The sequence below is a fragment of the Burkholderia sp. Ac-20345 genome (assembly GCF_017104825.1).
Lineage (GTDB): Bacteria > Pseudomonadota > Gammaproteobacteria > Burkholderiales > Burkholderiaceae > Burkholderia > Burkholderia lata_B.
In genome coordinates this window covers 59,107-79,969 of record NZ_JAAGPO010000024.1, presented here as the reverse complement: position 1 = coordinate 79,969, position 20,863 = coordinate 59,107, and the positions used below count along the sequence as shown (strand labels likewise).

At 64.8% G+C, this 20,863-nt stretch carries 20 protein-coding genes and 2 pseudogenes; 4 read left to right on the top strand and 18 right to left on the bottom strand.

Features of this window, described 5'->3' with window-relative positions:
* Positions 1-80: 80 nt before the first annotated feature.
* The 18 genes and pseudogenes from G3O06_RS12015 to G3O06_RS11930 form a co-directional block, all read right to left on the bottom strand.
* Positions 81-1,013 carry a family 2A encapsulin nanocompartment shell protein gene (locus tag G3O06_RS12015; RefSeq protein WP_006479760.1) on the bottom strand — a complete coding sequence of 311 codons (933 nt, stop codon included), beginning with the start codon at positions 1,011-1,013 and terminating at the stop codon, positions 81-83.
* 138 nt (positions 1,014-1,151) lie between these two features.
* Positions 1,152-1,373 carry a helix-turn-helix transcriptional regulator gene (locus tag G3O06_RS12010; protein WP_174915704.1) on the bottom strand — a complete coding sequence of 74 codons (222 nt, stop codon included), beginning with the start codon at positions 1,371-1,373 and terminating at the stop codon, positions 1,152-1,154.
* An 8-nt stretch (positions 1,374-1,381) separates the two neighbouring features.
* Positions 1,382-2,320, bottom strand: coding sequence for a serine O-acetyltransferase EpsC (gene epsC, locus G3O06_RS12005; RefSeq protein WP_205816154.1), 939 nt, complete (start codon positions 2,318-2,320; stop codon positions 1,382-1,384).
* Positions 2,321-2,348: 28 nt separating this feature from the next.
* Positions 2,349-2,819, bottom strand: coding sequence for a rhodanese-like domain-containing protein (locus G3O06_RS12000; RefSeq protein ID WP_174970542.1), 471 nt, complete (start codon positions 2,817-2,819; stop codon positions 2,349-2,351).
* Positions 2,820-3,254: 435 nt separating this feature from the next.
* Entirely contained in the window at positions 3,255-3,650 is a 396-nt protein-coding gene (locus G3O06_RS11995; RefSeq protein ID WP_205816153.1) for a hypothetical protein, read from the bottom strand.
* A 175-nt stretch (positions 3,651-3,825) separates the two neighbouring features.
* A complete protein-coding gene (locus G3O06_RS11990) occupies positions 3,826-5,226 on the bottom strand; it encodes an amidase family protein (RefSeq protein ID WP_205816152.1) in 1,401 nt (466 codons plus the stop codon).
* Between the two features lie 82 nt (positions 5,227-5,308).
* On the bottom strand, positions 5,309-6,100 hold the full coding sequence (locus G3O06_RS11985) for an alpha/beta hydrolase (RefSeq protein WP_175004557.1): 792 nt from the start codon (positions 6,098-6,100) through the stop codon (positions 5,309-5,311).
* 84 nt (positions 6,101-6,184) lie between these two features.
* Positions 6,185-6,523, bottom strand: a pseudogene (locus G3O06_RS11980) (DUF4148 domain-containing protein); the annotation flags it as partial.
* 292 nt (positions 6,524-6,815) lie between these two features.
* On the bottom strand, positions 6,816-7,358 hold the full coding sequence (locus tag G3O06_RS11975) for a cytochrome P460 family protein (protein WP_205816150.1): 543 nt from the start codon (positions 7,356-7,358) through the stop codon (positions 6,816-6,818).
* Positions 7,358-8,401, bottom strand: a complete 1,044-nt coding sequence (locus G3O06_RS11970; RefSeq protein WP_205816149.1) for an alpha/beta hydrolase — start codon at positions 8,399-8,401, stop codon at positions 7,358-7,360. The genes G3O06_RS11975 and G3O06_RS11970 overlap by 1 nt, the downstream gene beginning before the upstream one ends.
* Positions 8,402-8,671: 270 nt before the next feature.
* Positions 8,672-8,926 carry an RNA-binding protein gene (locus G3O06_RS11965; protein WP_205816148.1) on the bottom strand — a complete coding sequence of 85 codons (255 nt, stop codon included), beginning with the start codon at positions 8,924-8,926 and terminating at the stop codon, positions 8,672-8,674.
* Between the two features lie 29 nt (positions 8,927-8,955).
* Positions 8,956-10,134, bottom strand: coding sequence for an acetate/propionate family kinase (locus tag G3O06_RS11960; protein WP_205816147.1), 1,179 nt, complete (start codon positions 10,132-10,134; stop codon positions 8,956-8,958).
* A gap of 4 nt (positions 10,135-10,138) precedes the next feature.
* The gene (locus tag G3O06_RS11955) at positions 10,139-11,077 is read right to left on the bottom strand and encodes a phosphate acetyltransferase (protein WP_174970527.1); all 939 of its coding nucleotides are present in this window, start codon (positions 11,075-11,077) and stop codon (positions 10,139-10,141) included.
* Between the two features lie 19 nt (positions 11,078-11,096).
* Positions 11,097-13,427: a DUF3141 domain-containing protein gene (locus G3O06_RS11950; RefSeq protein WP_205816146.1), complete on the bottom strand. Its 2,331-nt coding sequence runs from the start codon at positions 13,425-13,427 to the stop codon at positions 11,097-11,099.
* 61 nt (positions 13,428-13,488) lie between these two features.
* Positions 13,489-14,298, bottom strand: a complete 810-nt coding sequence (gene fabI / locus G3O06_RS11945) for an enoyl-ACP reductase FabI (RefSeq protein ID WP_205816145.1) — start codon at positions 14,296-14,298, stop codon at positions 13,489-13,491.
* Positions 14,299-14,639: 341 nt separating this feature from the next.
* A pseudogene (locus G3O06_RS11940) lies at positions 14,640-14,717 on the bottom strand (3-oxoacyl-ACP reductase); the annotation flags it as partial.
* A 75-nt stretch (positions 14,718-14,792) separates the two neighbouring features.
* On the bottom strand, positions 14,793-15,134 hold the full coding sequence (locus G3O06_RS11935) for a DUF4286 family protein (protein ID WP_205816144.1): 342 nt from the start codon (positions 15,132-15,134) through the stop codon (positions 14,793-14,795).
* A 42-nt stretch (positions 15,135-15,176) separates the two neighbouring features.
* Positions 15,177-16,598, bottom strand: a complete 1,422-nt coding sequence (locus G3O06_RS11930) for an MmgE/PrpD family protein (RefSeq protein ID WP_205816143.1) — start codon at positions 16,596-16,598, stop codon at positions 15,177-15,179.
* A gap of 182 nt (positions 16,599-16,780) precedes the next feature.
* Here G3O06_RS11930 and G3O06_RS11925 point away from each other — a divergent pair, with 182 nt between their 5' ends.
* The 4 genes from G3O06_RS11925 (at position 16,781) to G3O06_RS11910 (ending at position 20,813) form a co-directional block, all read left to right on the top strand.
* On the top strand, positions 16,781-17,671 hold the full coding sequence (locus tag G3O06_RS11925) for a LysR family transcriptional regulator (protein ID WP_346779510.1): 891 nt from the start codon (positions 16,781-16,783) through the stop codon (positions 17,669-17,671).
* Positions 17,672-18,240: 569 nt separating this feature from the next.
* Positions 18,241-19,128 carry a CoA ester lyase gene (locus tag G3O06_RS11920; protein WP_205816141.1) on the top strand — a complete coding sequence of 296 codons (888 nt, stop codon included), beginning with the start codon at positions 18,241-18,243 and terminating at the stop codon, positions 19,126-19,128.
* Between the two features lie 33 nt (positions 19,129-19,161).
* Positions 19,162-19,623: a MaoC family dehydratase gene (locus tag G3O06_RS11915; protein ID WP_174979317.1), complete on the top strand. Its 462-nt coding sequence runs from the start codon at positions 19,162-19,164 to the stop codon at positions 19,621-19,623.
* 23 nt (positions 19,624-19,646) lie between these two features.
* On the top strand, positions 19,647-20,813 hold the full coding sequence (locus G3O06_RS11910) for an acyl-CoA dehydrogenase family protein (RefSeq protein WP_205816140.1): 1,167 nt from the start codon (positions 19,647-19,649) through the stop codon (positions 20,811-20,813).
* Positions 20,814-20,863: the final 50 nt, after the last annotated feature.

Genomic DNA, 20,863 nt, shown 5'->3' with positions numbered 1-20,863 from the left:
CAAGCGTCGCGGGATCGGGCAAACCCGCCGGCAGCGGCGCGTGCGGCAGCGCGTGCGCGTCGCCGCCGGCCAGGCCGGGATTAACGGTAGGTGTCGGGATAGTCATGGAACTTGGCGATTTCGACGTCATCGAGGACAGCCAGCGCATCCGGCGAATGGACCGCGAGCGAGCAATACAGCGAGATCAGGTACGACGCGATCGCCTGGTTGTTGATCCCCATGAAGCGCACCGACAGGCCCGGGCCCTGCTCGCCCGCGACGCCCGGCTGATACAGGCCGACCACGCCCTGACGCTTGTCGCCGACGCGCAGCAGCAGGATCTTGGTCTTGCCGTCCGCGACCGGCACCTTGTCCGACGGGATCAGCGGAATGCCGCGCCACGTGAGGAACTGCGAACCGAACAGGCTGACCGTCGGCGGCGGCACGCCGCGCCGCGTGCATTCGCGGCCGAACGCGGCGATCGCGAGCGGGTGCGTGAGGAAGAACGCGGGCTCCTTCCACACCTTGGTCAGCAGCTCGTCGAGATCGTCCGGCGTCGGCGCGCCCGTCAGCGGGAAGATCCGCTGCTCGTCGGTCACGTTGGCGAGCAGCCCGTAGTCGGGGTTGTTGATCAGCTGGCTTTCCTGCAGTTCCTTGATCGTCTCGATCGTCAGGCGCAGCTGTTCCTTGATCTGGTCGTGAGGACTGCTGTAAAGATCGGAGATCCGCGTATGCACGTCGAGCACCGTGCTCACCGCGTTCAGGAAATACTCGCGCGGCTGTTCCTCGTACGGCACGAAGGTCTGCGGCAGCACGCTTTCGTCCTCGAGCTGCGTGCACGCGGCACGGACGGCTTCCGGGTTCTTCACCTGGTTCAGGCGATAGATGCCGGCCTCGACCGGCACCCATTGCAGCAGATGGGTCAACCAGCGCGGCGTGATCGTGGAAAGCTGGGGGACGGTCTTGGTAGCGTTCGCTAGTTGGCGGGCGGCGTGATCGCTCAGCGCGGCCGTGCCGCTTGCAACGGTCGACATGTGTGGCTCCGGGTTCTTAAGATGAAAAACGGGATTGCTTATGACGCTCGGTGATTATCGGAAGCACGCACCTGCCGGCTCAACATGCTATAGCCGTCATGTCGCGTGCAACCGAAAGGGAAACGGAACGAAGCGGCCTCAGGTGAGGTACGCGCCCGGCAGCAGCGTCGAGATCGACACGTCGAATGCGCGCGCGATCTTGTCGGCCGTGACGATCGACGCGATCGCCTCGCCGCGCTCGATCTCGCCGACATACGAGCGGTTCAGCCCCGCATGCTCGGCAAGCTGCTCCTGCGACCACGTGCGCGCTTCGCGCAGCTTGCGCACATTGGCGCCGAAGTGATGGATGAGGTCGCTCATCGCGCCTCCTATGCAACACGCGCCGCAGCGCGCGGCGCGGCGTTCGCTTCGCTGCGCAGCACGGCCTGCGTAACGTTCTCGCCGGCCGGCACGTCCTGCGTGAGCCACACGTTGCCGCCGATCACCGCGCCGCGCCCGATCGTCACGCGCCCGAGGATCGTTGCGCCGGCATAGATCACCACGTCGTCCTCGACGATCGGATGGCGTGCGAGCCCCTTCTCCAGATGGCCGGCCGCATCGCGCGGAAAGCGCTTCGCACCGAGCGTGACGGCCTGGTACACGCGCACGCGCTCGCCGATGATCGCCGTCTCGCCGATCACGACGCCCGTGCCGTGGTCGATGAAAAAGCCCGCGCCGATGCGCGCGCCGGGATGAATGTCGATGCCCGTCTCCGCGTGCGCCTGCTCGGCGATGATCCGCGCGAGCAGCGGCAGGCCGAGCCCGTACAGCTCGTGCGCGAGCCGGTGGTGGATCATCGCGAGGATGCCCGGGTAGCACAGCAGCACCTCGTCGACGCTGCCCGCCGCCGGATCGCCGTGGAATGCGGCCAGCACGTCGCTGTCGAGCAGCCGGCGAATGTCGGGCAGGCGTGCGGCAAACGCCTGCACGGCCGTCGACGCGACGTCGTCGACGTTATCGGCCGGCCCTTCGGCACTGCGCTGCCGCGCCGCGTAGCGCAATTCCAGCTTCACTTGCGCGAGCAGCGCATTCAGCGCCGCATCGAGCGCATGGGCCACGTGAAAGTTCTCGCTCTCCTGGCGCAGGTCGGGCGGCCCGAGCCGCATCGGGAACAGCACGCCCTTCAGCGCGCCGATGATCTGCGCGAGCGCCTCGCGCGCCGGCAGGTCGCGCCCGCCCGGTTCGAGCGAGCGGCGCTGCTTCTCGCGCCACGCGCGGCGCACGCTTTGCAGCGATTGAACGATGTCGTCGATGTCGAATGCGGCCATGCTGCTTTCTCCCTGTAACGGCCGTGAATCAGTCCTGCGCCCACGGCAGGCCGCGAAAACGCCAGCCGTTGCTGCCGCCGCGATGCTGCCGTTCGTCGAGGTCGCCCTCGAACCCTTCGAGCACGTTGAATACCTGCGTGAAACCGCCCTTCGCCGCGGCCTCGGCCGCCTGCGCGGACCGGTTGCCGCTGCGACACAGCAACAGCACGACGGCGTCCTTGCCGGTCTTCGCTTCCAGTTCGCGCACGAAGCGCGGGTTGCGCGTCAGGCTCGTGCCCGTTGCCCACGGCACATGCAGTGACTCCGGCACGTGACCGACGAATTTCCGCTCCTCGGCGGTGCGTACGTCCACCAGCAATGCGTCGCCGGCGGAGAACAGCGCCCACGCGGCTTCCGGCGCGACGCCGCCCGCGTAGGGCGTGCCGGCCGCCGCAGCCGCCGCGCGCGCGTCTTCGAGCGCCTGCTGCGCAGCGGTTCGTTCTTCCAATGCAACCGTCATGACACTTCCTTGTTTTCGTTGATTCGTATGATCAAAAAACACCGGGAAAGCGGCCGTTGCAGCTTGCGTGCTGTCTATAGCCGTCAGCGCCACTATGCGAGTGCGGCCGGGCAAGCAGAACCAATAAAAATTCATTTCCTAATCAGCGGTGCGGGGAATGCAATGGCGAGGGAACACCGGCGAGCGGATTGACTCGCCGTACATGGCAATGGGGGGGAATGATCGCGCGTTATATGCGATGGAGGATGGAGTAGCAGTCGCAACGCGAACCCTGAATGTCAGGGCGCGGCTCACAGCTGAAATCGGTAACGACGCTCGTAGCGCGTTCCACCGGATCGGCTATCACCTTGATTTCACAAATGCGATTCGGCGCGCCAGAATCCCATTGACCACTTATTTCCGCTCACCTAGTCTACGAAAGCCGTTATCCGGCTTTCAACTACATGGAGATGTCTGCATCAATTCGGGCTTAATGCGCCCCCGTGAATCCCAGCCTGGTTTCGGCACGATGTACTCATCGCGCTTTTCGCAGTATCGAATCACGCGATCATTTCCATACGACGGATAAACAAGAGTTTTCGAGACAACTATGATCAAAACTTCACGAAATATTCTGCTGCCCATGCTTCTGTCGATTCCGTTGCTGCTGCCCGCATCGCCGGTACAGGCGCAGACATCCTTGAGCATTTCATGTACGTCGACCACGGGTAACGGGACATGCACGGCTTCGGTCGGCGCGCCGTGGACAAACTCACCGCTCCATTGGCAAGCAACCGATGTTTCAATGACCATTCTCAACAACACGAGTGTCAGCTTCTCGTGCGTCGCCAACTTCCATCCTGGTCATATTTCTGTCATGCCGGGTATTTCTGACGGGAATACCAATATCCCGACGGTTGCGACGATTCAGTTGAGTTGCTAACGATCGACGTCGCGCGATACCCGATAAATGGCGATGCCGGCGCCATCCCGACCGGCATCGCCGATGCACTCATGCGTCAACGCCTCACACCACCGGGTCGACCGGCGCGACCGGCACGCCGCGTGCTTCGATATCGCGCCCCGCGAGCAGACACAGATCCTCGCGGTGATGCGCGGCAACCACCTGCACGCCGACCGGCACGCCATTCACGAGCGCCGTCGTCACGGCCAATCCCGGCAGCCCCATCGCCGGCAGCGCGCGCAACGTGAGCTGCGCCTCCCACACGCGATCGAACCCGTCCTGCCCTTGCCTGTCGAGATCGTCGGGAAATGGCAGTTCCGATGAAACAGGCAGCAGCAGCACGGCATATTCGTCGAGAAACACCCGCCACTGCCGCGTCAGCGTCGTGCGCCGGACGAGTGCGCGGCTGATCACGTCGGCCGGCAGATCGCGCACCTTGCCACGCACGGCGTCGATCACGGCAGCCGCGCCCGGATCGCCGTCTTTCACGACCGCGCTCGTCAATGCATCGAAACCGTCGCCGAGCCAGAGCTGCTCCTGCAGCAGCGCAGCCTCGCGCATCGGCGGCGTATCGTCGATCTCGTCGACAATCCAGCCCGCATCGATCAGCCGCCGCGCGGCATCGCGCAATGCGGCCTCGACCTCGGGCACGACCTGCAAGCCGCCCGGCCGCACGCACAGCGCTGCGCGCTTCGGCACCTCGCGCCCGTCGAACGGCACCGCCACGTGCCACGGGTCGCGCGGGTCCGGCGCGGCGAACACACGCAGCGCGAGCGAGAGATCGTCGATCGTGCGTGCAATCGGCCCCGCCGTCGACATCAGCTGCGCGCCGATCGCACGCTCGGGCGACGACGCATTGAACGCCGGCACACGTCCGAGCGACGGTCGAATGCCGTGCACGCCGCACGCGTAGGCCGGATAACGCACCGAGCCGCCAATGTCGGTGCCGACGGCAAGCGGGCCGATCCCGGCGGCCACGGCTGCCGCCGCGCCGCCGCTCGATCCGCCCGGCGTCAGCGATGGATTGCGCGGATTGCGCGTGTGGCCATGCACGAGATTCGACGTGAACCAGCGCAACGCGAACGTCGGCGAATTGGTGCGGCCGAGCAGGATCGCGCCGGCTTTCCGGATATTGCCGACCACCGGGCTGTCGGCGTGCGCGATCAAGTCTTCCTGCAGGCGCGTGCCGTTGGTCGTCGCAAAGCCTGCCTGATCGACGTTGATCTTCACGGTGACGGGCACGCCCGCGAGCGGCCCCGGATCGTCGCCGCGTGCGATCGCGCGATCGATTTCATCGGCTTGCCGCCGCACGTCGTCGGGCCGGTGTTCGATCACCGCGTTGATCGCCGGATTCACAGCGTCGAGACGATCGAGCACCGCGTCGGCCACTTCGCGCGCGGACACTTCACGCTGACGCACGCGTTTTGCGAGTTCGGTTGCCGGCAGTTGCCAGAGTTCGGTCATGACTTCTCCTGGTGGAAAGACATCACAATCACTGACGGCGCCGCGCCTCATCGACGACGAGAAAGCGCGGCGCCACATTCACTCACTGCGCATCCTGCTTCGCGCGTTCGGCGGCCGCGATGATCGCATCGGCCACGGCCTTCGGCTGGCTCAGCATCGCGACATGGCTGCCGTTCACGCGCGTGACCGTCGCACCGATCCGCTTCGCCATCGCTTCCTGCAGCGTCGGGTCGATCATCCGGTCCTGCGTCGCGACGACGAACGTCGACGGCTTCGCATGCCACGCGGCCTGCGTGACCTTCTCCGAGATGCACCCGCCATACCACGGCCCCTGGGTCGCCGCAACGATGCGCTGCTGCGCGGGCGGCAGGTCCGGCGCGAAATCCTGCGCGATCGCCTTGTCCGACAGCGTCGCGAAGCCGCCCGCGTCCTTGCGCAGTTCACCGGCCCAGGCGGGCGCCGGCAGCCCCTGCGTGACGTCGGCGATCGACTGGCCGCTATCGGGCGCGAACGCGGCGACGTACACGAGCGATTTCACCTTGTCGTCGTTGCCCGCATCGCTGATCACGACGCCGGCCCACGAATGGCCGACCAGCACGACCGGCCCCTTCTGCGCGTCGATCGTGCGCTTCGTCGCAGCCGCATCGTCGGCAAGCGAGCTCAGCGGATTCTGCACCGACACCACGTGCAGCCCGCGCGCCTCGAGCAGCGGAATCACGCGGTTCCAGCTCGACCCATCGGCGAACGCGCCGTGCACGAGCACGACGTTCGTGCCCTTCAGGTCTTCTTTCGGCGCGGCCTGCGCCGCGACCGCACCGAACAGTCCGCCGATCACCGCGGCGGACACCAGTACGCGTTTCATCAAACCGGCCATCGTCATGCTCCTTGCTCTGTTGTGTTTTTTACATGAAGTGCTGCAGTGGTGGCCGCGCCCGCTGGCAGCAAGCGCGGTGGCAAATCACGAATGCGCGTACAGGTCGTCTGCCGCGTTCTGCGTGGAGCGCGCTTGCGTCGCGCCACGATGGCCGGCAGGCGCCGACGCATCCGCCACGTTGTCGCCTTGCGACTTCGACGGGCCGTTCTGGTCGGAACGCACAACCTGCAGCGCGGCGGCGATGTCATCCGGGTAGTGCGGCTCGCTGCGAGCCGGGTCGTAGCCGGCCTTTTCCAGGCGGACGAGTTCGGCGCGTACGTCGGCACGCGTGAGGCCGTGGCCGGTATCGGCGAACGACAATGCGGGAACGGCGGCGAGGACGGCAACGGCGAGGATTCGAGCGGCTTTCATGAAGGTTCTCCTTGAAGGAAGGTGGTCAGTCGATCATTCGGCATCCGATCCAGATCGTCTGGCATCGAACGTTTCCTGCATGTCGACAGTAGAACCCGCCCACGTATCTGCCATGTTTCCGAAACCGGTGCTTTCTGCATGCCAGTTTTTCAGGAACGGCCGCAGATACAGTGCGATACACACCCGGCTATCGCATCGGTCACTGGCGCGCTCTGCCGAGGTGCTCCCCGAAAGCCCACCCGCCATGAAAAAAGGCGTGCCACGCGCGGCACGCCTTTCCGTCGAACCCGTCACACCACACACGTCACGGCGCGAGCCGCGTGAACACGTAATCGTGGTTCTTCACACGCGCCTGGTGGCACGCAAAGCACGTCTGATGCTGGCCGATATCGGCCGGCACGCCATTGATGAAGCGCCCGAAACCCCAGCCGCCCGTCGACGCATAGCGGCGCGAGTCCTTCACCATCACCTGCACGGTCGTCGCCTGGCCGGGTACCGTGGCCGGCGCGAACTCGTCGGACTGCTTGCGCTTGTACGCGAGCTTCACGAGGATCGTGCCGTCCGGGAACGGCAGCGTCGCCTTTTCGAGCGCGCGCATCGCGACAGGGTTGCCGAGCACCACGCGCAGTTCGTCGAGCGGTGCGGCTTCCTCGGCCGGCGCCACCATTTCCCACTTCCGGTAGCCGGGCGGGATCGTCACGCCGTAGATCGGCGACGCGACGGCGGCCGGCTTCGGCTGCTCCGCGAACGCGGCCGGGCCGCTCGCCGACCACGCGCCGGCCAGCAGCACGCCTGCGACGAACGCACGGCGCGCGCCGCGATGTATCACATCCACGCGAGCCCGCATCACAGGTGCTCCACTTGCAGGATCGCATCCGCGAACGCCTGCGGCGCTTCCTGCGGCAGGTTGTGGCCGATGCCGCCGGTAATCGTCCGGTGCTGGTACTTGCCCGTGAACTTCTTCGCATACGCGGCCGGTTCCGGATGCGGCGCGCCGTTCGCGTCGCCTTCCATCGTGATCGTCGGCACGGTGATCGCGGGCCCGGCAGCAAGACGCCGTTCGATGTCGTCGTACTGCGCCTCGCCCTTCACGAGCCCGAGGCGCCAGCGATAGTTGTGGATCACGATGGCCACGTGATCGGGATTCTGGAACGATGCGGCCGAGCGTGCATAGGTTTCGTCGGAGAACTGCCACTTCGGCGACGCGAGCTGCCAGATCAGCTTGTTGAACGCATCGCGGTTCGCCGTGTAGCCCAGCACGCCACGCTCGGTCGTGAAGTAGAACTGATACCACCACTGGAACTCGGCCTGCGGCGGCAGCGGCTTGGCGTTCGCCGCCTGGCTGCCGATCAGGTAGCCGCTCACCGATACCAGCGCCTTCACGCGCTGCGGCCACAGCGCCGCGATGATGTCGGCCGTGCGCGCGCCCCAGTCGTAGCCGCCGAATACCGCGCGGTCGATCTTCAGCGCATCCATCAACGCGATGATGTCGACGGCCGTCACCGCCTGCTGGCCGTTGCGCACCGTGTCGGCCGAGCGGAACGTCGTCGACCCGTAGCCGCGCAGGTAAGGCACGATCACGCGATAGCCGGCCGCGACGAGCAGCGGCGCGACTTCCGCATAGCTGTAGATGTCGTACGGCCAGCCGTGCAGCAGGAACACGACAGGGCCGTTCTTCGGCCCGAGGTCCGCATACCCGACGTTGAGCACGCCCGCGTCGATCTGGTGGATCGTGCCCAGCGACGCGACGCCGGCCGTGCGCTTCGCAGGCGGTGCATCGGGCGCCGACTGTGCATGCGCCAGGGCGCTGAAGCCGAGGTCGGCGAGGCTCAGGCTTGCCAGCGTCGTACCCAGGATCAGGCGGCGGCGGGTGTTCACGGTATCAGGCATGACTCGTTCTCCATTGTCGATCGCTAAGGAAGGGGGCCCGCGGCGCGTATGGGCGCTCTGGAAGCGGCGTTCGTAGCGGCAGCGCTGGCACCGCACCGCCGTGTGAATCGCTTCACCGGATTTATACCCGAACCTTCTGGAGGCTTTGTATCCCAACGTATCTGTGTGCGAACACGACACACGGGGATTCAAAAATCGTGCTGGAGATACCTATTCGCGGGGGAGTCGGCCCACAATCCCCCCTTCAATCACGCTGACGCACGAAGCCGTTCAGTCCTTCCGATCCGGCAGGATATGCGCACGAATCGACCGCCCCCGCCACGATATGTGGTCGATCCGCGCGCGCAGCGTGTAGAGCGCCACCGACGACAGCGTACTGAACCTGAGCAGCGCGATCGGGTTGCCAATTCCGGCCGGCACACGCTCGATCGAATCGAACAGCGGGAATCTATACTGTGTCAGGAACGCGCCGACCTCATCGTCGCGCGCGTGTTCCTCGACATTGACCAGCAACAGTTCGGCCATCACGGCTCCTTTCCTTGTTCGCCTGTCCGTCACCGGATCAGCCGGTGCGTATGGTGCGCGATCATCAGTTCTTCGTTGGTCGGGATCACCCACACCGGTACGCGGCTCGACGCCGTCGTGACCAGCGGCCCGCCTGCATTGTTCGCTTCGACATCGATCTCGACGCCGAGCCAGGCCGCACGGCGCATCACCCCTTCGCGAATCGGCGCCGCATGCTCGCCGATCCCCGCCGTGAAGACGATGGCATCGATGCCCTCCATGGCGGCGGCAAGCGAACCGAGTTCGCGCGAGATGCGGTAGATGTACAGCTCGATCGCGAAGCGCGCATGCGGGTCGTCGCTCGCGAGCAGGGTGCGCATGTCGCTCGATATGCCGGAAACCCCGAGCAACCCGGAGCGCCGATAGATCAGATCCTCGACGGCGCGCACGTCCATCCCGAGCTCTTCCATCAGGAAGAGCACGACACCGGGATCCAGGTTGCCGCAACGCGTGCCCATCGGCAGTCCGTCGACCGCCGTGAACCCCATCGTGCTCGCGACGCTCTTGCCCGCAACGAGCGCACACATGCTCGCGCCGTTGCCGAGGTGGGCGACGACCGTGCGCCCGCGCGCCGCCTGCGGCGCGACGTCGGGCAGCACGCTCGCGATGTACTCGTACGAGAGCCCGTGGAAGCCGTAGCGGCGCACGCCCCGGCTGGTGATCGATTCGGGCAGCGCGAACGCCTGGGTCACGCCGGGCTGCGTGCAGTGGAACGCCGTGTCGAAGCAGGCCACCTGCTCGATACCGGGCTGCACCGTTTCGAGGATGCGAATCGGCGTGAGGTTGTGCGGTTGATGCAACGGCGCGAGCGGCGTGAGCTTTTCCAGCTCGGCCACGATCTCGGGCGTGACGCGCACCGGGCCGCTGAAGCGTTGCCCGCCGTGCACGACGCGATGGCCCACCGCCGCGAGACGGTGCCCTTCCTGGTGAGCCTCCAGGAACGCGGCGATCTGCTCGAGCCCTTCGTGATGGCCGAACGTATCGCCGCCGGCCCATTGCCGCTCGTGACGTTCCCCGTGATGGTCGACGGCGCTGAAGTGCGCGGTGGCGGTATACAGGCCGTCGACCTGACCATGCACGATCAGCCCGAGCGTGTCGCCCTGCACGTCGAACGCGGAAAACTTGATGCTCGACGAGCCGGCATTCAACACCAGAATCACGTCTGCCATGGCGTCACCCTGCGCGCCTGGCCGCTTCACGCTGCACGTTCGCGACGAGCATCGCGACCGCGCATGAAGCCAGCCGGGTGATCAACGAATCGGCGCGACTCGTCAGGATGATCGGCACGCGCGCGCCGAGCACGATCCCCGCCGCGTCCGCGCCGGCCAGGAACGACAGGCTCTTGGCGAGCATGTTACCCGCTTCGAGGTTCGGCACCATCAGCACGTTCGCGTGCCCGGCCACCGGCGAATCGATCTGCTTGATGCGTGCGGCCTCGGGATCGATCGCGTTGTCGAGCGCGAGGGGACCGTCGACGAGCGCGCCGGTGATCTGCCGGCGATCCACCATCTTGCACAGTGCGGCCGCTTCGAGCGTCGACGGCACTTTCGGATTGACCGTCTCCATGGCCGACAGGATCGCCACATGGACCTGCGGAAATTCCAGCGCATGCGCGAGATCGATCGCGTTCTGCAGGATGTCGACCTTTTCCTCGAGCGTCGGCGCGATATTGATCGCCGCGTCGGTCACGATGAGCGGATCGGCGTGCGCGGGCACGTCCATGACGAAGCAATGGCTGATACGCCGGCCCGTGCGCAGCCCGGCATCGTGCCGCACCACTTCGGCCATGAGTTCGTCGGTATGCAGGCTGCCCTTCATCAGCGCGGATGCCCGGCCATCGCGTACGAGCCGCACCGCCGCCGCGGCCGACGCCTCGCTGTACGGCGCATCGACGATCTCATGATCGCTGATCGACAGCCCGCACTCCGCGGCGGTCGCTTCGATACGTGCACGCGGGCCGACCAGGATCGGTTCGATCAGCCCCTTGCGCGCCGCCTCCAGCGCCCCCTCCAGCGAGCTGCGGTCGCACGGATGCGCAACGGCCGTCGGCATCGGCGCCAGCGTCCGGCAGTGTTCGATGAGGCGGTGATATTTCTCGTGTCTGTTTTCCATCTCGGTTCCTTGCTGTCCGTCACTGCACCCGATCGAGTGCCGCCACCGGCCCGTTGGCCGGCCGCTTCGCGGGCGGCGCACCAAGCACCGCGCGTATACGTTGCAGCGCCGCCCACTGTTGCTCGCTCACCGATGCGCCTTGCACGCGCGGATCGCCCAGCAGCTTGTCCAGCAACGTGAGCAGCCGCTGGCGGTCCTCCGGCCGGGCAAGCAGCGCCGGCAGCGTGGCGACGGCCTGCTGCGGCGCGTACGTCGCGATGATTTCCTGCTCCCCATAGATGCGCCGCCACTGATCGGGCGGCAGGTCCGGCAGGTACTCGGCGTAGGTTTCGGCGAGTTCACGCTCGGTCGCAAGCTGCGCCAGCGGAAACGGTTCGCCGCTGCGCTCGAGCAGGAACGCTGCGCGCGCCACCGCCTCGGTGTAGCCGCCCCGGTCGAGCGACGCGAGCGCCTCCTTCACGAACGGCAGGTCGCGGGGATCCGTCGCCACCGGCGAAGCAGCGTGACGGTCGCGATTCTGTTCCGCGAAATGAAGCATGAACGGCTGCGTGTACATCGCGAAGAACAGCGACTCGGTACCGGCATCGCGGATCGCGCGGAAATAGTCGAGCGACGCGCTGACGATGTCCGAGCCACGGCGTTCGAGCTCGCGCCACGGTGCGATATCGTCGACCGGCTGGCGATGGGCCTTGACCGTGTCGGCAGCCGGCTTCAGCCAGCGCAGCCACGGATTCAGGTCCGAAAACGCCCAGCGCTGAAAGCGCAGCGGATGAAAATCGCGCAACAGGCGTGCGGTGGTTTCGTTCGACGCCTGCTGCACGAACGGCTGCATCAACAGTTCATAGGCGCGCTGCGTGAATTCGGACAACTCGGCAACGGCCTCGAACGCATGTTCGTCCTTGCGCCCGAAGCGGTTGAAGTGTTGCGCGATCTCTTCGAGACGGTGCTCGGCGAAGCTGACCTCGTAAGCGACCTTCCCGTCGGCGCCTTTCACCTCCTCGATCGACATCGCATAGAGGCCGGGCGGCAGCGTTTCGACGGCATCCAGCACGCTGACGATCTGCGCATGCTCCTTTTTCGCGACCTTGCCCGACACGAAGATGCCGAGATGCCCGACGTCCTCTTCCATCAACCCGATGATGACCTGCCCGCGCGACTTGATCTCCTCCGTGCTGCCGTAGATGTCCGCGACCCAGTTGAACGCCTGCTGCGGCGGCGTGATGTTGTCGCCCATCGACGCGAACAGGATGATCGGCGAGCGGATCTCGCGCAGGTCGAACGCCTTGCCCGCGCCGTCGCGCACCTCGCCGGACCAGAGCTTGTTGCCGATGAACAGGTTGCGCGTGATCCACTCGATCTCCTCGCGGTTCATCAGGTAGTAGCCGCCCCACCAGCGCTCGAACTCGAGGAAGCGCGGCGGCTCGGTGTCGATGTTGTCGTACACGTGGCAATACTTGTCCCACAACGTGTTCGCCGGGTTCAGGTTCTCGAAGTTCTGCACGAGATACGCGCCGTCGAACTTGCCGTTGCCCAGGTCCGACGAGAACGACGCGAGCCAGGTGCCGCCGAGGATGCCGCCGGCATAGCGCATCGGATTGTCGCCGGGCCCCTCGCTCCACGCGCCGCTCCAGTACGACATCGGCGCGCCGTTGATGACGATCGGGCCCGTATCGTCCGCCGACGAGCTCGCGAGCATCATCGCGGCCCAGCCGCCCTGGCAGTTACCGACGATGGCCGGCTTGAGGCTGTCAGGATGCAGCTCCCGTACCTTCCGGACGAACACCTGTTCCGCCGCGCACACGTCGAGCAGCGTCTGGCCGGGCTCGGGCTCCTGGAAGAACACGACGAAGTACACCGGATGCCCCGCGCGCAACGCCACGCCGACTTGCGAATCGTCCTTGAAGCCGCCGATACCGGGGCCATGCCCCGCACGCGGATCGATGATCAGGTAAGGCCGCTTCGCGGCATCGACGATCACGCCGTGCGGCGGCTGGATGTGAACGAGCGCGTAATTGACGGGCCGTGCGAACTGCCGGCCGTCGAGCACGACGTCGTAGTCGAAATGAAGCACCGGCTTGAGCCCCTGGGCCGTGCGCTCGACGTATTGCGTGCCGCGCTCGCGCAGCGTGTCCCAGAACAGCAATGAGCGCTGTACGGTGTCGACCGCGTAGTGCCATGCACTCAGCGGCGAAAAAGGCGTGACGCCCGGGTCGCGGCCGTCGCTGCCGTCGAGTGCTTCGCCCAACCGTTTCCCGTACTGTTCCAGCGCGTGCTGCGTGCGCTTTTGCAGGACGTGGACAATCTCCGCGGCGATCTCATGACTGCGCGCCAGTTGCGTGGCAGCATCCATAACACTGTTCTCCAGAGGGGCAAGGTGAATCTCGACGCATTCCGGGAGCGGCCGCCTCGCGTCAGCCGAGCACGTGCATCCCCGCGTCGATGTAATGAACGCCGCCGGTCATCGCGCGTGCGGCATCGCTGGCGAGAAAGGTGCACAGCGCGCCGACGTCGTCGATGTCGAGCGGCCGGCGCAAGGGCGCACGCCGTGCGGTGTCGTCGAGCAGGTGATCGAAGTTCGGCAGCCCCGAGGCCGCTCGCGTGGGCAATGCGCCGGGCGAAACCGCGTTCACGCGAATGCCTGCCGGCCCCAGTTCGACGGCCAGGTAGCGAACGGAAGCCTCCAGCGCGGCCTTGACCGGCCCCATCACGCCGTACTCCGCGATGACCTGGTCGGCGCCGATGTAGGTCATCGCCATCAGGCTGCCGCCGGACGTCATCAACGGTTCGGCAAGTTTTGCCATCCTGATGAACGAGTGGCACGAGGTATCCATCGCGAGGGCGAACCCTTCCGGCGAACTGTCGACGACCCGCCCGTGCAGGTCGGCCCTGGGGGCATAGGCAACGGCGTGCAGCAGAAAATCGAGGCCGCCCCACTGCTCGCCGATCGTGTCGAACAGCTCGCGCATCTGGTCGGTCCGACTCACGTCGACGGGCATCGCGATCGCCGGCTTCAACTGTTCCAGCAGCGGCTCGACGTACGGCAACGCGCGATCGGATTGCCAGGTCACGGCCAGCTCGGCACCTGCCGCGTGAAAGGCGCGCGCACATCCCCAGGCGATGCTCTGCTCGTTCGCCAATCCGACGACGATGCCTCTTTGACCTTCAAGCGGCCGCGTGCCACTGCAAGGCACGCGCGACTCGCGCACGTCGTTGTTCGTCATCGCGGAACCTCGGGTCGTATTTTTTCACCGGGCGAAACTGTGAAAGGGCCAATTGGCCTTTCTGCCGCGAATCATTGTATTGAGGGTTTCAAACCATCAGACCATTCATGCGATATATTTTTGATTTTTATCAAAATCGCTTTTAAATCAGATAATTACGATGGAATGTTTCGATCGGGAGGGGTCGATTTCATCGATATGTCATTCAATCGTGTGCGGAAGTGACGTGCTGCTTCCGCTATAAAACGGTCACTTTGATGGACGACACCAGCAACAGACAATGAAACCGCGGTGCAATCACGAGGCTGAACGCGGGGAAATGAATTCATCAGCGGCTGCCGCCGCGCGACGATCTCCGGCGTTTCCTGCCGGCTGTCGATGAAGCCCGGCAGCACCGCGCTCATCCGGACATTCCCGGCGCATGGTGCTCCGGGCAAGGACACGTCCGCGCGCTCGGCGCCACGCATCACGTCGGCAGCGACGAGCGCCGCGGCTCAATCGCCCTGCTTCAGGACCACGTCGGTAACGGGTTCAAAGTAGCAGGCATAGCGCACGTCGGCCAACGTATCGCTGATCGGCATCTCGTGCGTGTTGTACCGCGCCTGAATACCGTCCGTGACGACTTGCGGTTCGGCGGCATCGCACTGATAAAGCGCCATGTATTGCCACGGTTGCGCACCCGATCCCCGTTGTTGCTCCGTGCGCCTGAAGCGTTGAGCGCTCACAACCCCGGGTACGCGCAATACGTCAGGCACATGCTGCTCCGAGTACCAGCGATTGAACGCATCCTCGTTCCCGGGAGTCGGGTTGGTCAGTACGAGATACGTGAATTTCATGCCGAGTCTCCTTGTCAATATGTTGGACCGTGCACGGACGGTCTACGCAGCGGCTGGAACAACCAACGCCATCAACCCGGGCACGTTGCAGTCGCGATCCAGCGCCATCACCGCGTTGACGACGGCATCGGCCCGGTCGTGCGGCATCACGCCGTCGGCGTTCCGATGAAACTTCGCGATCAACTCGTCGGTAGAAAGCAGATTCGACGGGTCGGGTGACGGGCTTCCTTTGGGATAGAGACGCTCGGCCACGAACGTCTGGCCGCGCGCCGTCACCTCTACGCGTGACGGACGCGCTGACGCATGCGACGACAATTCCTTGAGGTAATCCGGATGCACCCGGTGTCGGACCTTCTTCATCAGGCTCAGCACCGACGGGCTGAACACATGTGCGGGATCCTGCCAGTCCCGTCCCGGCACCAGGCGATGTGCGCCGATGGCCATGCCGTGGGCAATGCTGAACTGACCGTCATGTACGTGCCGGATATCCTGCGTCAGCCAGGTCGGCTTCTCGACGAATCCTTCCACGAGCAGGTCGATGTGTTCGATTTCGTCAGGCTGAATGTCGTTGCGCTCGACGATATCGATCAGGCAGTCGAGGGGACCGTGCAGGACGCGGCAGTGCGGATAGAGCTTGTACAGTTGCTCGGATATGAAGCCCCATTTCTCGCCCAGGCCCGACGTGATCCGCTCCGGCGCCCAGCGCCGGGTGCCGATGAACCGGGCGTAGCCATGTTCCGCGTCGTCCAGCAGCTGGAAATCGCCCCGGTGGCCCAGCAACCCCATGTTCGCCGCCAGCATCGCCGACTGCACCAGCGCCGCCGCCATCGTGTACTTGATCGTCGTGCTCGGCGCGTGGTGAAAGAAGGCCATCATCGACTGCACCGGCGAGACGTAACCGGCAATACTCAACGAATGCGCGAGCATGTCGGCCGACTGCCGCTGCAGCATGCCGATGGCCGCCGTTGCACCGAAGACCGTACTCGCGAAGCCGAACACTTTCGGGGTGTCGAGCCGGCCGTCTTTCACGTCGCGCAAATAGTCCATCGCCTTGCCGATGCGCCAGGACATTTCATGCGACACGGCGATTGCGCGGATCAGGTCACGCCCCGAGGCCCCGGTCGTTTCGCCGATCGCCAGCGCACCGGGCAGCACATACGGCGTCACGTGGCCGGGCGGCACAACGGCGTCCATGTCCAGTGCGTTGATCAGTTCTCCATTGGCGACAGCGGCACCCAGTGCCGCGACCCGATGCGGGGTGCCGATGATCGTGGCTTGCCCCTGGCCTGCCATCGATCTGCCATATTCGATGCCGATGTGCCCCTTGGGATGGCCGACGGCGGCAAGGGCGCATCCGATCGAGTCGAGCACCAGTCGCTTGGCTTCGTCCACGACCGGAGCCGGAATGTCGTCAAATGACGTGTTGGTGCTAAAGTTCGCCAATTGCTCGACGATCGTAGTCATGGGTGTCTCCGTCATGGATGGCTACTGCCGTGCGCAACCATCGCCCTGGTCATCGGCTGCCATTACATGCGCAAGCCCGCTGACAAGAAAGGCACCCATGCTTATGAAACACATAATCGGCACTTATGTCTTTGTATAGGTCGAGGCAATCCGGGCGTTCAGGCCGCATCGACCTGAACCTCGTGGCGACGCTGCAGGCGATCCTGGATACCGGCAATGCATCGAAGGCCGCGGTCGCACTCGGCGTGACGCAACCCGCCATCAGCCAGAATCTCCGCAGGCTGCGCGAGCACTTCGGTGACGAGTTGTTCGTGCGTAGCGGAAACATGCTGAAGCCGACGCCGCGCATGCTCGCGCTGCAACCCATCATTGCGCGCCTGCTTCGCGACATGGACATGCTCTCGCGCCCGCCGGACGGCTTCGATCCCGCGACGGCCGAACAGGAATTCATCGTCAGCCTGTCCGAGGTTGCGGAGTTTGCCGTCCTGCCAAGCGTCGCGGCCGAATTTGCGCTGCATGCTCCGCGATGCCGGATACGAGGGATCCGGGTGCACCACTCCCAGTTGCTGTCCATGCTCGAGCAAGGCGAAGTCGACCTTGCGGCCGGCAGCCTTGCGGGCGCCGCGCCGTCGCTGCGCCAGCAACGGCTCGCCGAGCATCGCATGGTGTGCATGGTGTCAGCCCAGGGCAAATGGGCCGCGGCGGCGCTCACCCTTCAGGACTACATCGACGGGCGGCATGTCAGCGTACGCCGGATCGCCGACACCACCGACCCGATCTCGGAGCGCTTGCAGGCCACCGGGATTCACCGGAATGCAGTGGCCAGCGTGTCCAGCGATTTCGTCGCGGCCCAGACCGTGGTGAAGACGGATGCGATCTGCACCGTCGGAGAACCTGCCGGCCGGCAGTTGACGGCCCTGTTTCCGGTCCGGTTGCACCCCGTGCCGTTCGAGGTTGGAACGCTCACGTCCCGCATGATCTGGCACGAGCGGTTTCAACGCGACGCCAGTCACATCTGGCTACGCAAGCTGGTAGAGACCGCCTATCGCAACTGGGTGTCCGAACAGGTCTGACTCGCCGGCAGCATGTGAAGAAAATTCGGACTCCCCTGCTGTAGTCCGATGACTCGCACGAAGACCGGATTCATGCCGTCGAACGTTCCATAAGGCGCCCATGGTGTCGTGGCCGCCACGGCATGCCATCGCGCCGAATGCCATGAACGCTCATGCGTGCATCCACGAGATCTCGCGCCCTGTGTCGGGTGGCGACGGAACATCGGTCGCACGGTTCCAGGCATCGTCGCCGAGATTCCCCCGAAATCCCCCCGGAAAAAGCACGCGGGACGGCTTGAAATCCTGAGCCCCCTTCCCGCCTGCGCCCCCTCCTCGTCTCCCGCTCAGCTACCGGGCAAGCGCCTCGCGCCATAACTGATGCTTATTTTTTTCATAAGCCTCAACGCCTTTCTTGCTGCCTGACTTGCGAATGTAATAGTCGCAACGACCGATGCGATGGCTGCGTACAAGGCCACCCACCCAGGAGACAGCCCATGAACGTTGCCATCTGCCGACGAGTTCCGACTTTTGAACAGACGTAATCGTCAGGCCATCACCTGATGCCGACGATCAATTGGGCTAATGCAACCATGTTGACGCAAACGAAACTCATCCGTTCCTTCCTCTTCGTTCCCGGTAACAAGCCGACCTGGATCGAGAAGTCCGTCGAATCCGGGGCCGACGCGCTGATCCTCGATCTGGAGGACAGCGTGCCGCCCGCACAGAAAGTCGAGGCGCGTGAAATCGTCCGATCGAAGCTCGCGTGGCTCGCCGAGCAGAAGCAGCGTGTGTGGGTACGCATCAACCGCAGCGCGCACCTGTACGACTTCGACGACATCCTGGCAATCGTGAACCCGGCGCTCGAAGGCGTCGTGATTTCGAAGCCCTGCGGCCCGGAAGACATCCACACGGTGTCGTCGATGCTGGCCGAAGCCGAGTACCGCGCGGGTGTCACGGTCGGTCACACGAAGGTGATTCCGCTGCTGGAAACCGCGCGTTCGCTGGAGCTCGCGTACGAGATCGCGCAGCACGAGCGCGTGCCGGCGATCGTCGGCGCCACCGCGAAGAACGCCGACGTGGCCCGCGCACTGAAGACCGTGTGGTCGCTCGAAGGCCGCGAAACCCAGTACCTGAAATCGCGCATCGTGATGGCCGCGCGCGCCGCCGGCAAGCTGCCGATCGGTGGTGTGTGGCAGCAGGTGCATGACCTCGACGGGCTCAAGGTGTCGTCGGCGAACGACCGCCAGCTCGGCATGAGCGGCGAACTCGTGCTGCACCCGTCGAACGTCGAAATCGTCAATCAGACCTATAGCCCGACCGAAGAGGAAGTTGCGTTCTACCAGGGCATGATCGACGCGCTGGACAAGGCCCAGGCCGAAGGGCGCGCATCGTGCATCTATGACGGCGAGCACATCGACATCGCCCACGCGAAGACGGCCCGCGAAATCATCGAACTCGCGCAGTCGTTCAACCGCTGATCGCTTACCCGAACACACCAGGAGACAGAAAAAATGGCAGGCCTTTACTTCGAAGAATTCAAGCCCGGCATGGTGATCGAGCATGCGATCCGCCGCACCGTGACCGAAACCGACAACGTGCTGTTCTCGGCGATGACCTACAACTGCGCACCGCTGCACATCGATGCCGAGTACAGCAAGCAATCCCTCTACGGCCAGCGCCTCGTGAACAGCATGTTCCTGCTCGCGCTGGTGGCCGGCATCACCGTGTACGAAACCACGCTCGGCACGACGCTGGGCAATCTCGGCTTCGGCGAAATTGCGTTCCCGAAGCCGACGTTCCATGGCGACACGATTCGAGTCGAGACCGAGATCCTCGAAACGCGGCTGTCGAAGAGCCGCAACGACTCCGGCATCGTCAAGTTCAAGCATGTGGCGAAGAACCAGCGCGACGAGATCGTGTGCACCGCGTTGCGCACCGGCCTGATGCTGCTGCGCCCCGCCAACAACGCCTGAATTCGCCCCTACCGGAGAAGACCATGAACTATCAACTCAGCGACGACCATCAGGCGATCGTCGACGCCGCGCAAAAGATCTGCGCGAAGTTTCCGCTCGAATACTGGCGCAACAAGGACAAGAACCACGAATTTCCGCATGAGTTCTTCGACGCGGTCGCGAGCGGCGGCTGGCTCGGCATCTGCATGCCCGAAGAGTATGGCGGCGCCAACCTGGGCGTGACCGAAGCCGCACTCTTTCTTCGCGCCGCAGCCGAATGCGGCGGCCAGGCGGCGGCGTCCACCATCCATATGAACATCTTCGGCCTGCAGCCGGTCGTGCACTTCGGCTCGGAAGCGCAGAAGAAAGCGTGGCTGCCGCCGTTCACCCGCGGCGAGCACAAGGCGTGTTTCGCGGTGACCGAACCGGACACCGGCCTCGACACCACGAAGCTGAAGGTCGTCGCGAAGAAGCAGCCCGACGGCAACTACCTGATCTCGGGCAAGAAGGTCTTCATCTCGACCGCGCAAGTGGCCGATCACATGCTGATCCTCGCGCGCACCACGCCGATCGAGCAGGTGAAAAAACACAGCGAGGGGCTGAGCCTGTTCTACACGAAGCTCGACCGCAGGTATGTCGACATCCGCGAGATCGACAAGCTCGGCCGCGCCGCAGTCGATACGAACGAACTCTTCATCGACGACCTGCCGGTGTCGAAGGACGAACTGATCGGCGAGGAAGGCAAGGGCCTGAGCTACATCTTCCACGGGATGAACGCCGAACGCGTCTTCGTTGCCGCCGAGCAAGTCGGCATGGGCCGCGCCGTACTCAAGATTGCGACCCAATACGCGAAGGATCGTGTCGTGTTCGGTCGTCAGATCGGTCAGAACCAGGGCGTCCAGCATCCGCTGGCCCGCAACTGGGCCGAGCTGGAAGCGGCCAACCACATGATGCTGGCCGCCGCCGAACTCTACGACAAGGGGCTTTCCTGCGGCTCCGAGGCGAACGCCGCGAAGCTGCTCGCGTCCGAGGCCTGCATGCAGGCATGCCAGACCGCGATCCTTACGCACGGCGGCTTCGGCTACGCGAAGGAGTACCACGTCGAGCGGTTCATGCGGGAGGCGTGGATCGGCTACATCGCGCCCGTCACCCCGCAACTCATCCTGTCGAACATCGCCGAGCGCAAGCTCGGATTGCCCAAATCGTACTGACGAGCCGTGGGCAACCGTCGGTCCGACGATCGATGGTTGCCCACCTTCCA

Coding starts and splice junctions, on each gene's coding strand:
- G3O06_RS12015 (WP_006479760.1), bottom strand. CDS start 1,013: ATGTCGACCGTTGCAAGCGGCACGGCCGCGCTGAGCGATCACGCCGCC.
- G3O06_RS12010 (WP_174915704.1), bottom strand. CDS start 1,373: ATGAGCGACCTCATCCATCACTTCGGCGCCAATGTGCGCAAGCTGCGC.
- epsC (WP_205816154.1), bottom strand. CDS start 2,320: ATGGCCGCATTCGACATCGACGACATCGTTCAATCGCTGCAAAGCGTG.
- G3O06_RS12000 (WP_174970542.1), bottom strand. CDS start 2,819: ATGACGGTTGCATTGGAAGAACGAACCGCTGCGCAGCAGGCGCTCGAA.
- G3O06_RS11990 (WP_205816152.1), bottom strand. CDS start 5,226: ATGACCGAACTCTGGCAACTGCCGGCAACCGAACTCGCAAAACGCGTG.
- G3O06_RS11985 (WP_175004557.1), bottom strand. CDS start 6,100: ATGGCCGGTTTGATGAAACGCGTACTGGTGTCCGCCGCGGTGATCGGC.
- G3O06_RS11975 (WP_205816150.1), bottom strand. CDS start 7,358: ATGCGGGCTCGCGTGGATGTGATACATCGCGGCGCGCGCCGTGCGTTC.
- G3O06_RS11970 (WP_205816149.1), bottom strand. CDS start 8,401: ATGCCTGATACCGTGAACACCCGCCGCCGCCTGATCCTGGGTACGACG.
- G3O06_RS11965 (WP_205816148.1), bottom strand. CDS start 8,926: ATGGCCGAACTGTTGCTGGTCAATGTCGAGGAACACGCGCGCGACGAT.
- G3O06_RS11960 (WP_205816147.1), bottom strand. CDS start 10,134: ATGGCAGACGTGATTCTGGTGTTGAATGCCGGCTCGTCGAGCATCAAG.
- G3O06_RS11955 (WP_174970527.1), bottom strand. CDS start 11,077: ATGGAAAACAGACACGAGAAATATCACCGCCTCATCGAACACTGCCGG.
- G3O06_RS11950 (WP_205816146.1), bottom strand. CDS start 13,427: ATGGATGCTGCCACGCAACTGGCGCGCAGTCATGAGATCGCCGCGGAG.
- fabI (WP_205816145.1), bottom strand. CDS start 14,298: ATGACGAACAACGACGTGCGCGAGTCGCGCGTGCCTTGCAGTGGCACG.
- G3O06_RS11935 (WP_205816144.1), bottom strand. CDS start 15,134: ATGAAATTCACGTATCTCGTACTGACCAACCCGACTCCCGGGAACGAG.
- G3O06_RS11930 (WP_205816143.1), bottom strand. CDS start 16,598: ATGACTACGATCGTCGAGCAATTGGCGAACTTTAGCACCAACACGTCA.
- G3O06_RS11920 (WP_205816141.1), top strand. CDS start 18,241: ATGTTGACGCAAACGAAACTCATCCGTTCCTTCCTCTTCGTTCCCGGT.
- G3O06_RS11915 (WP_174979317.1), top strand. CDS start 19,162: ATGGCAGGCCTTTACTTCGAAGAATTCAAGCCCGGCATGGTGATCGAG.
- G3O06_RS11910 (WP_205816140.1), top strand. CDS start 19,647: ATGAACTATCAACTCAGCGACGACCATCAGGCGATCGTCGACGCCGCG.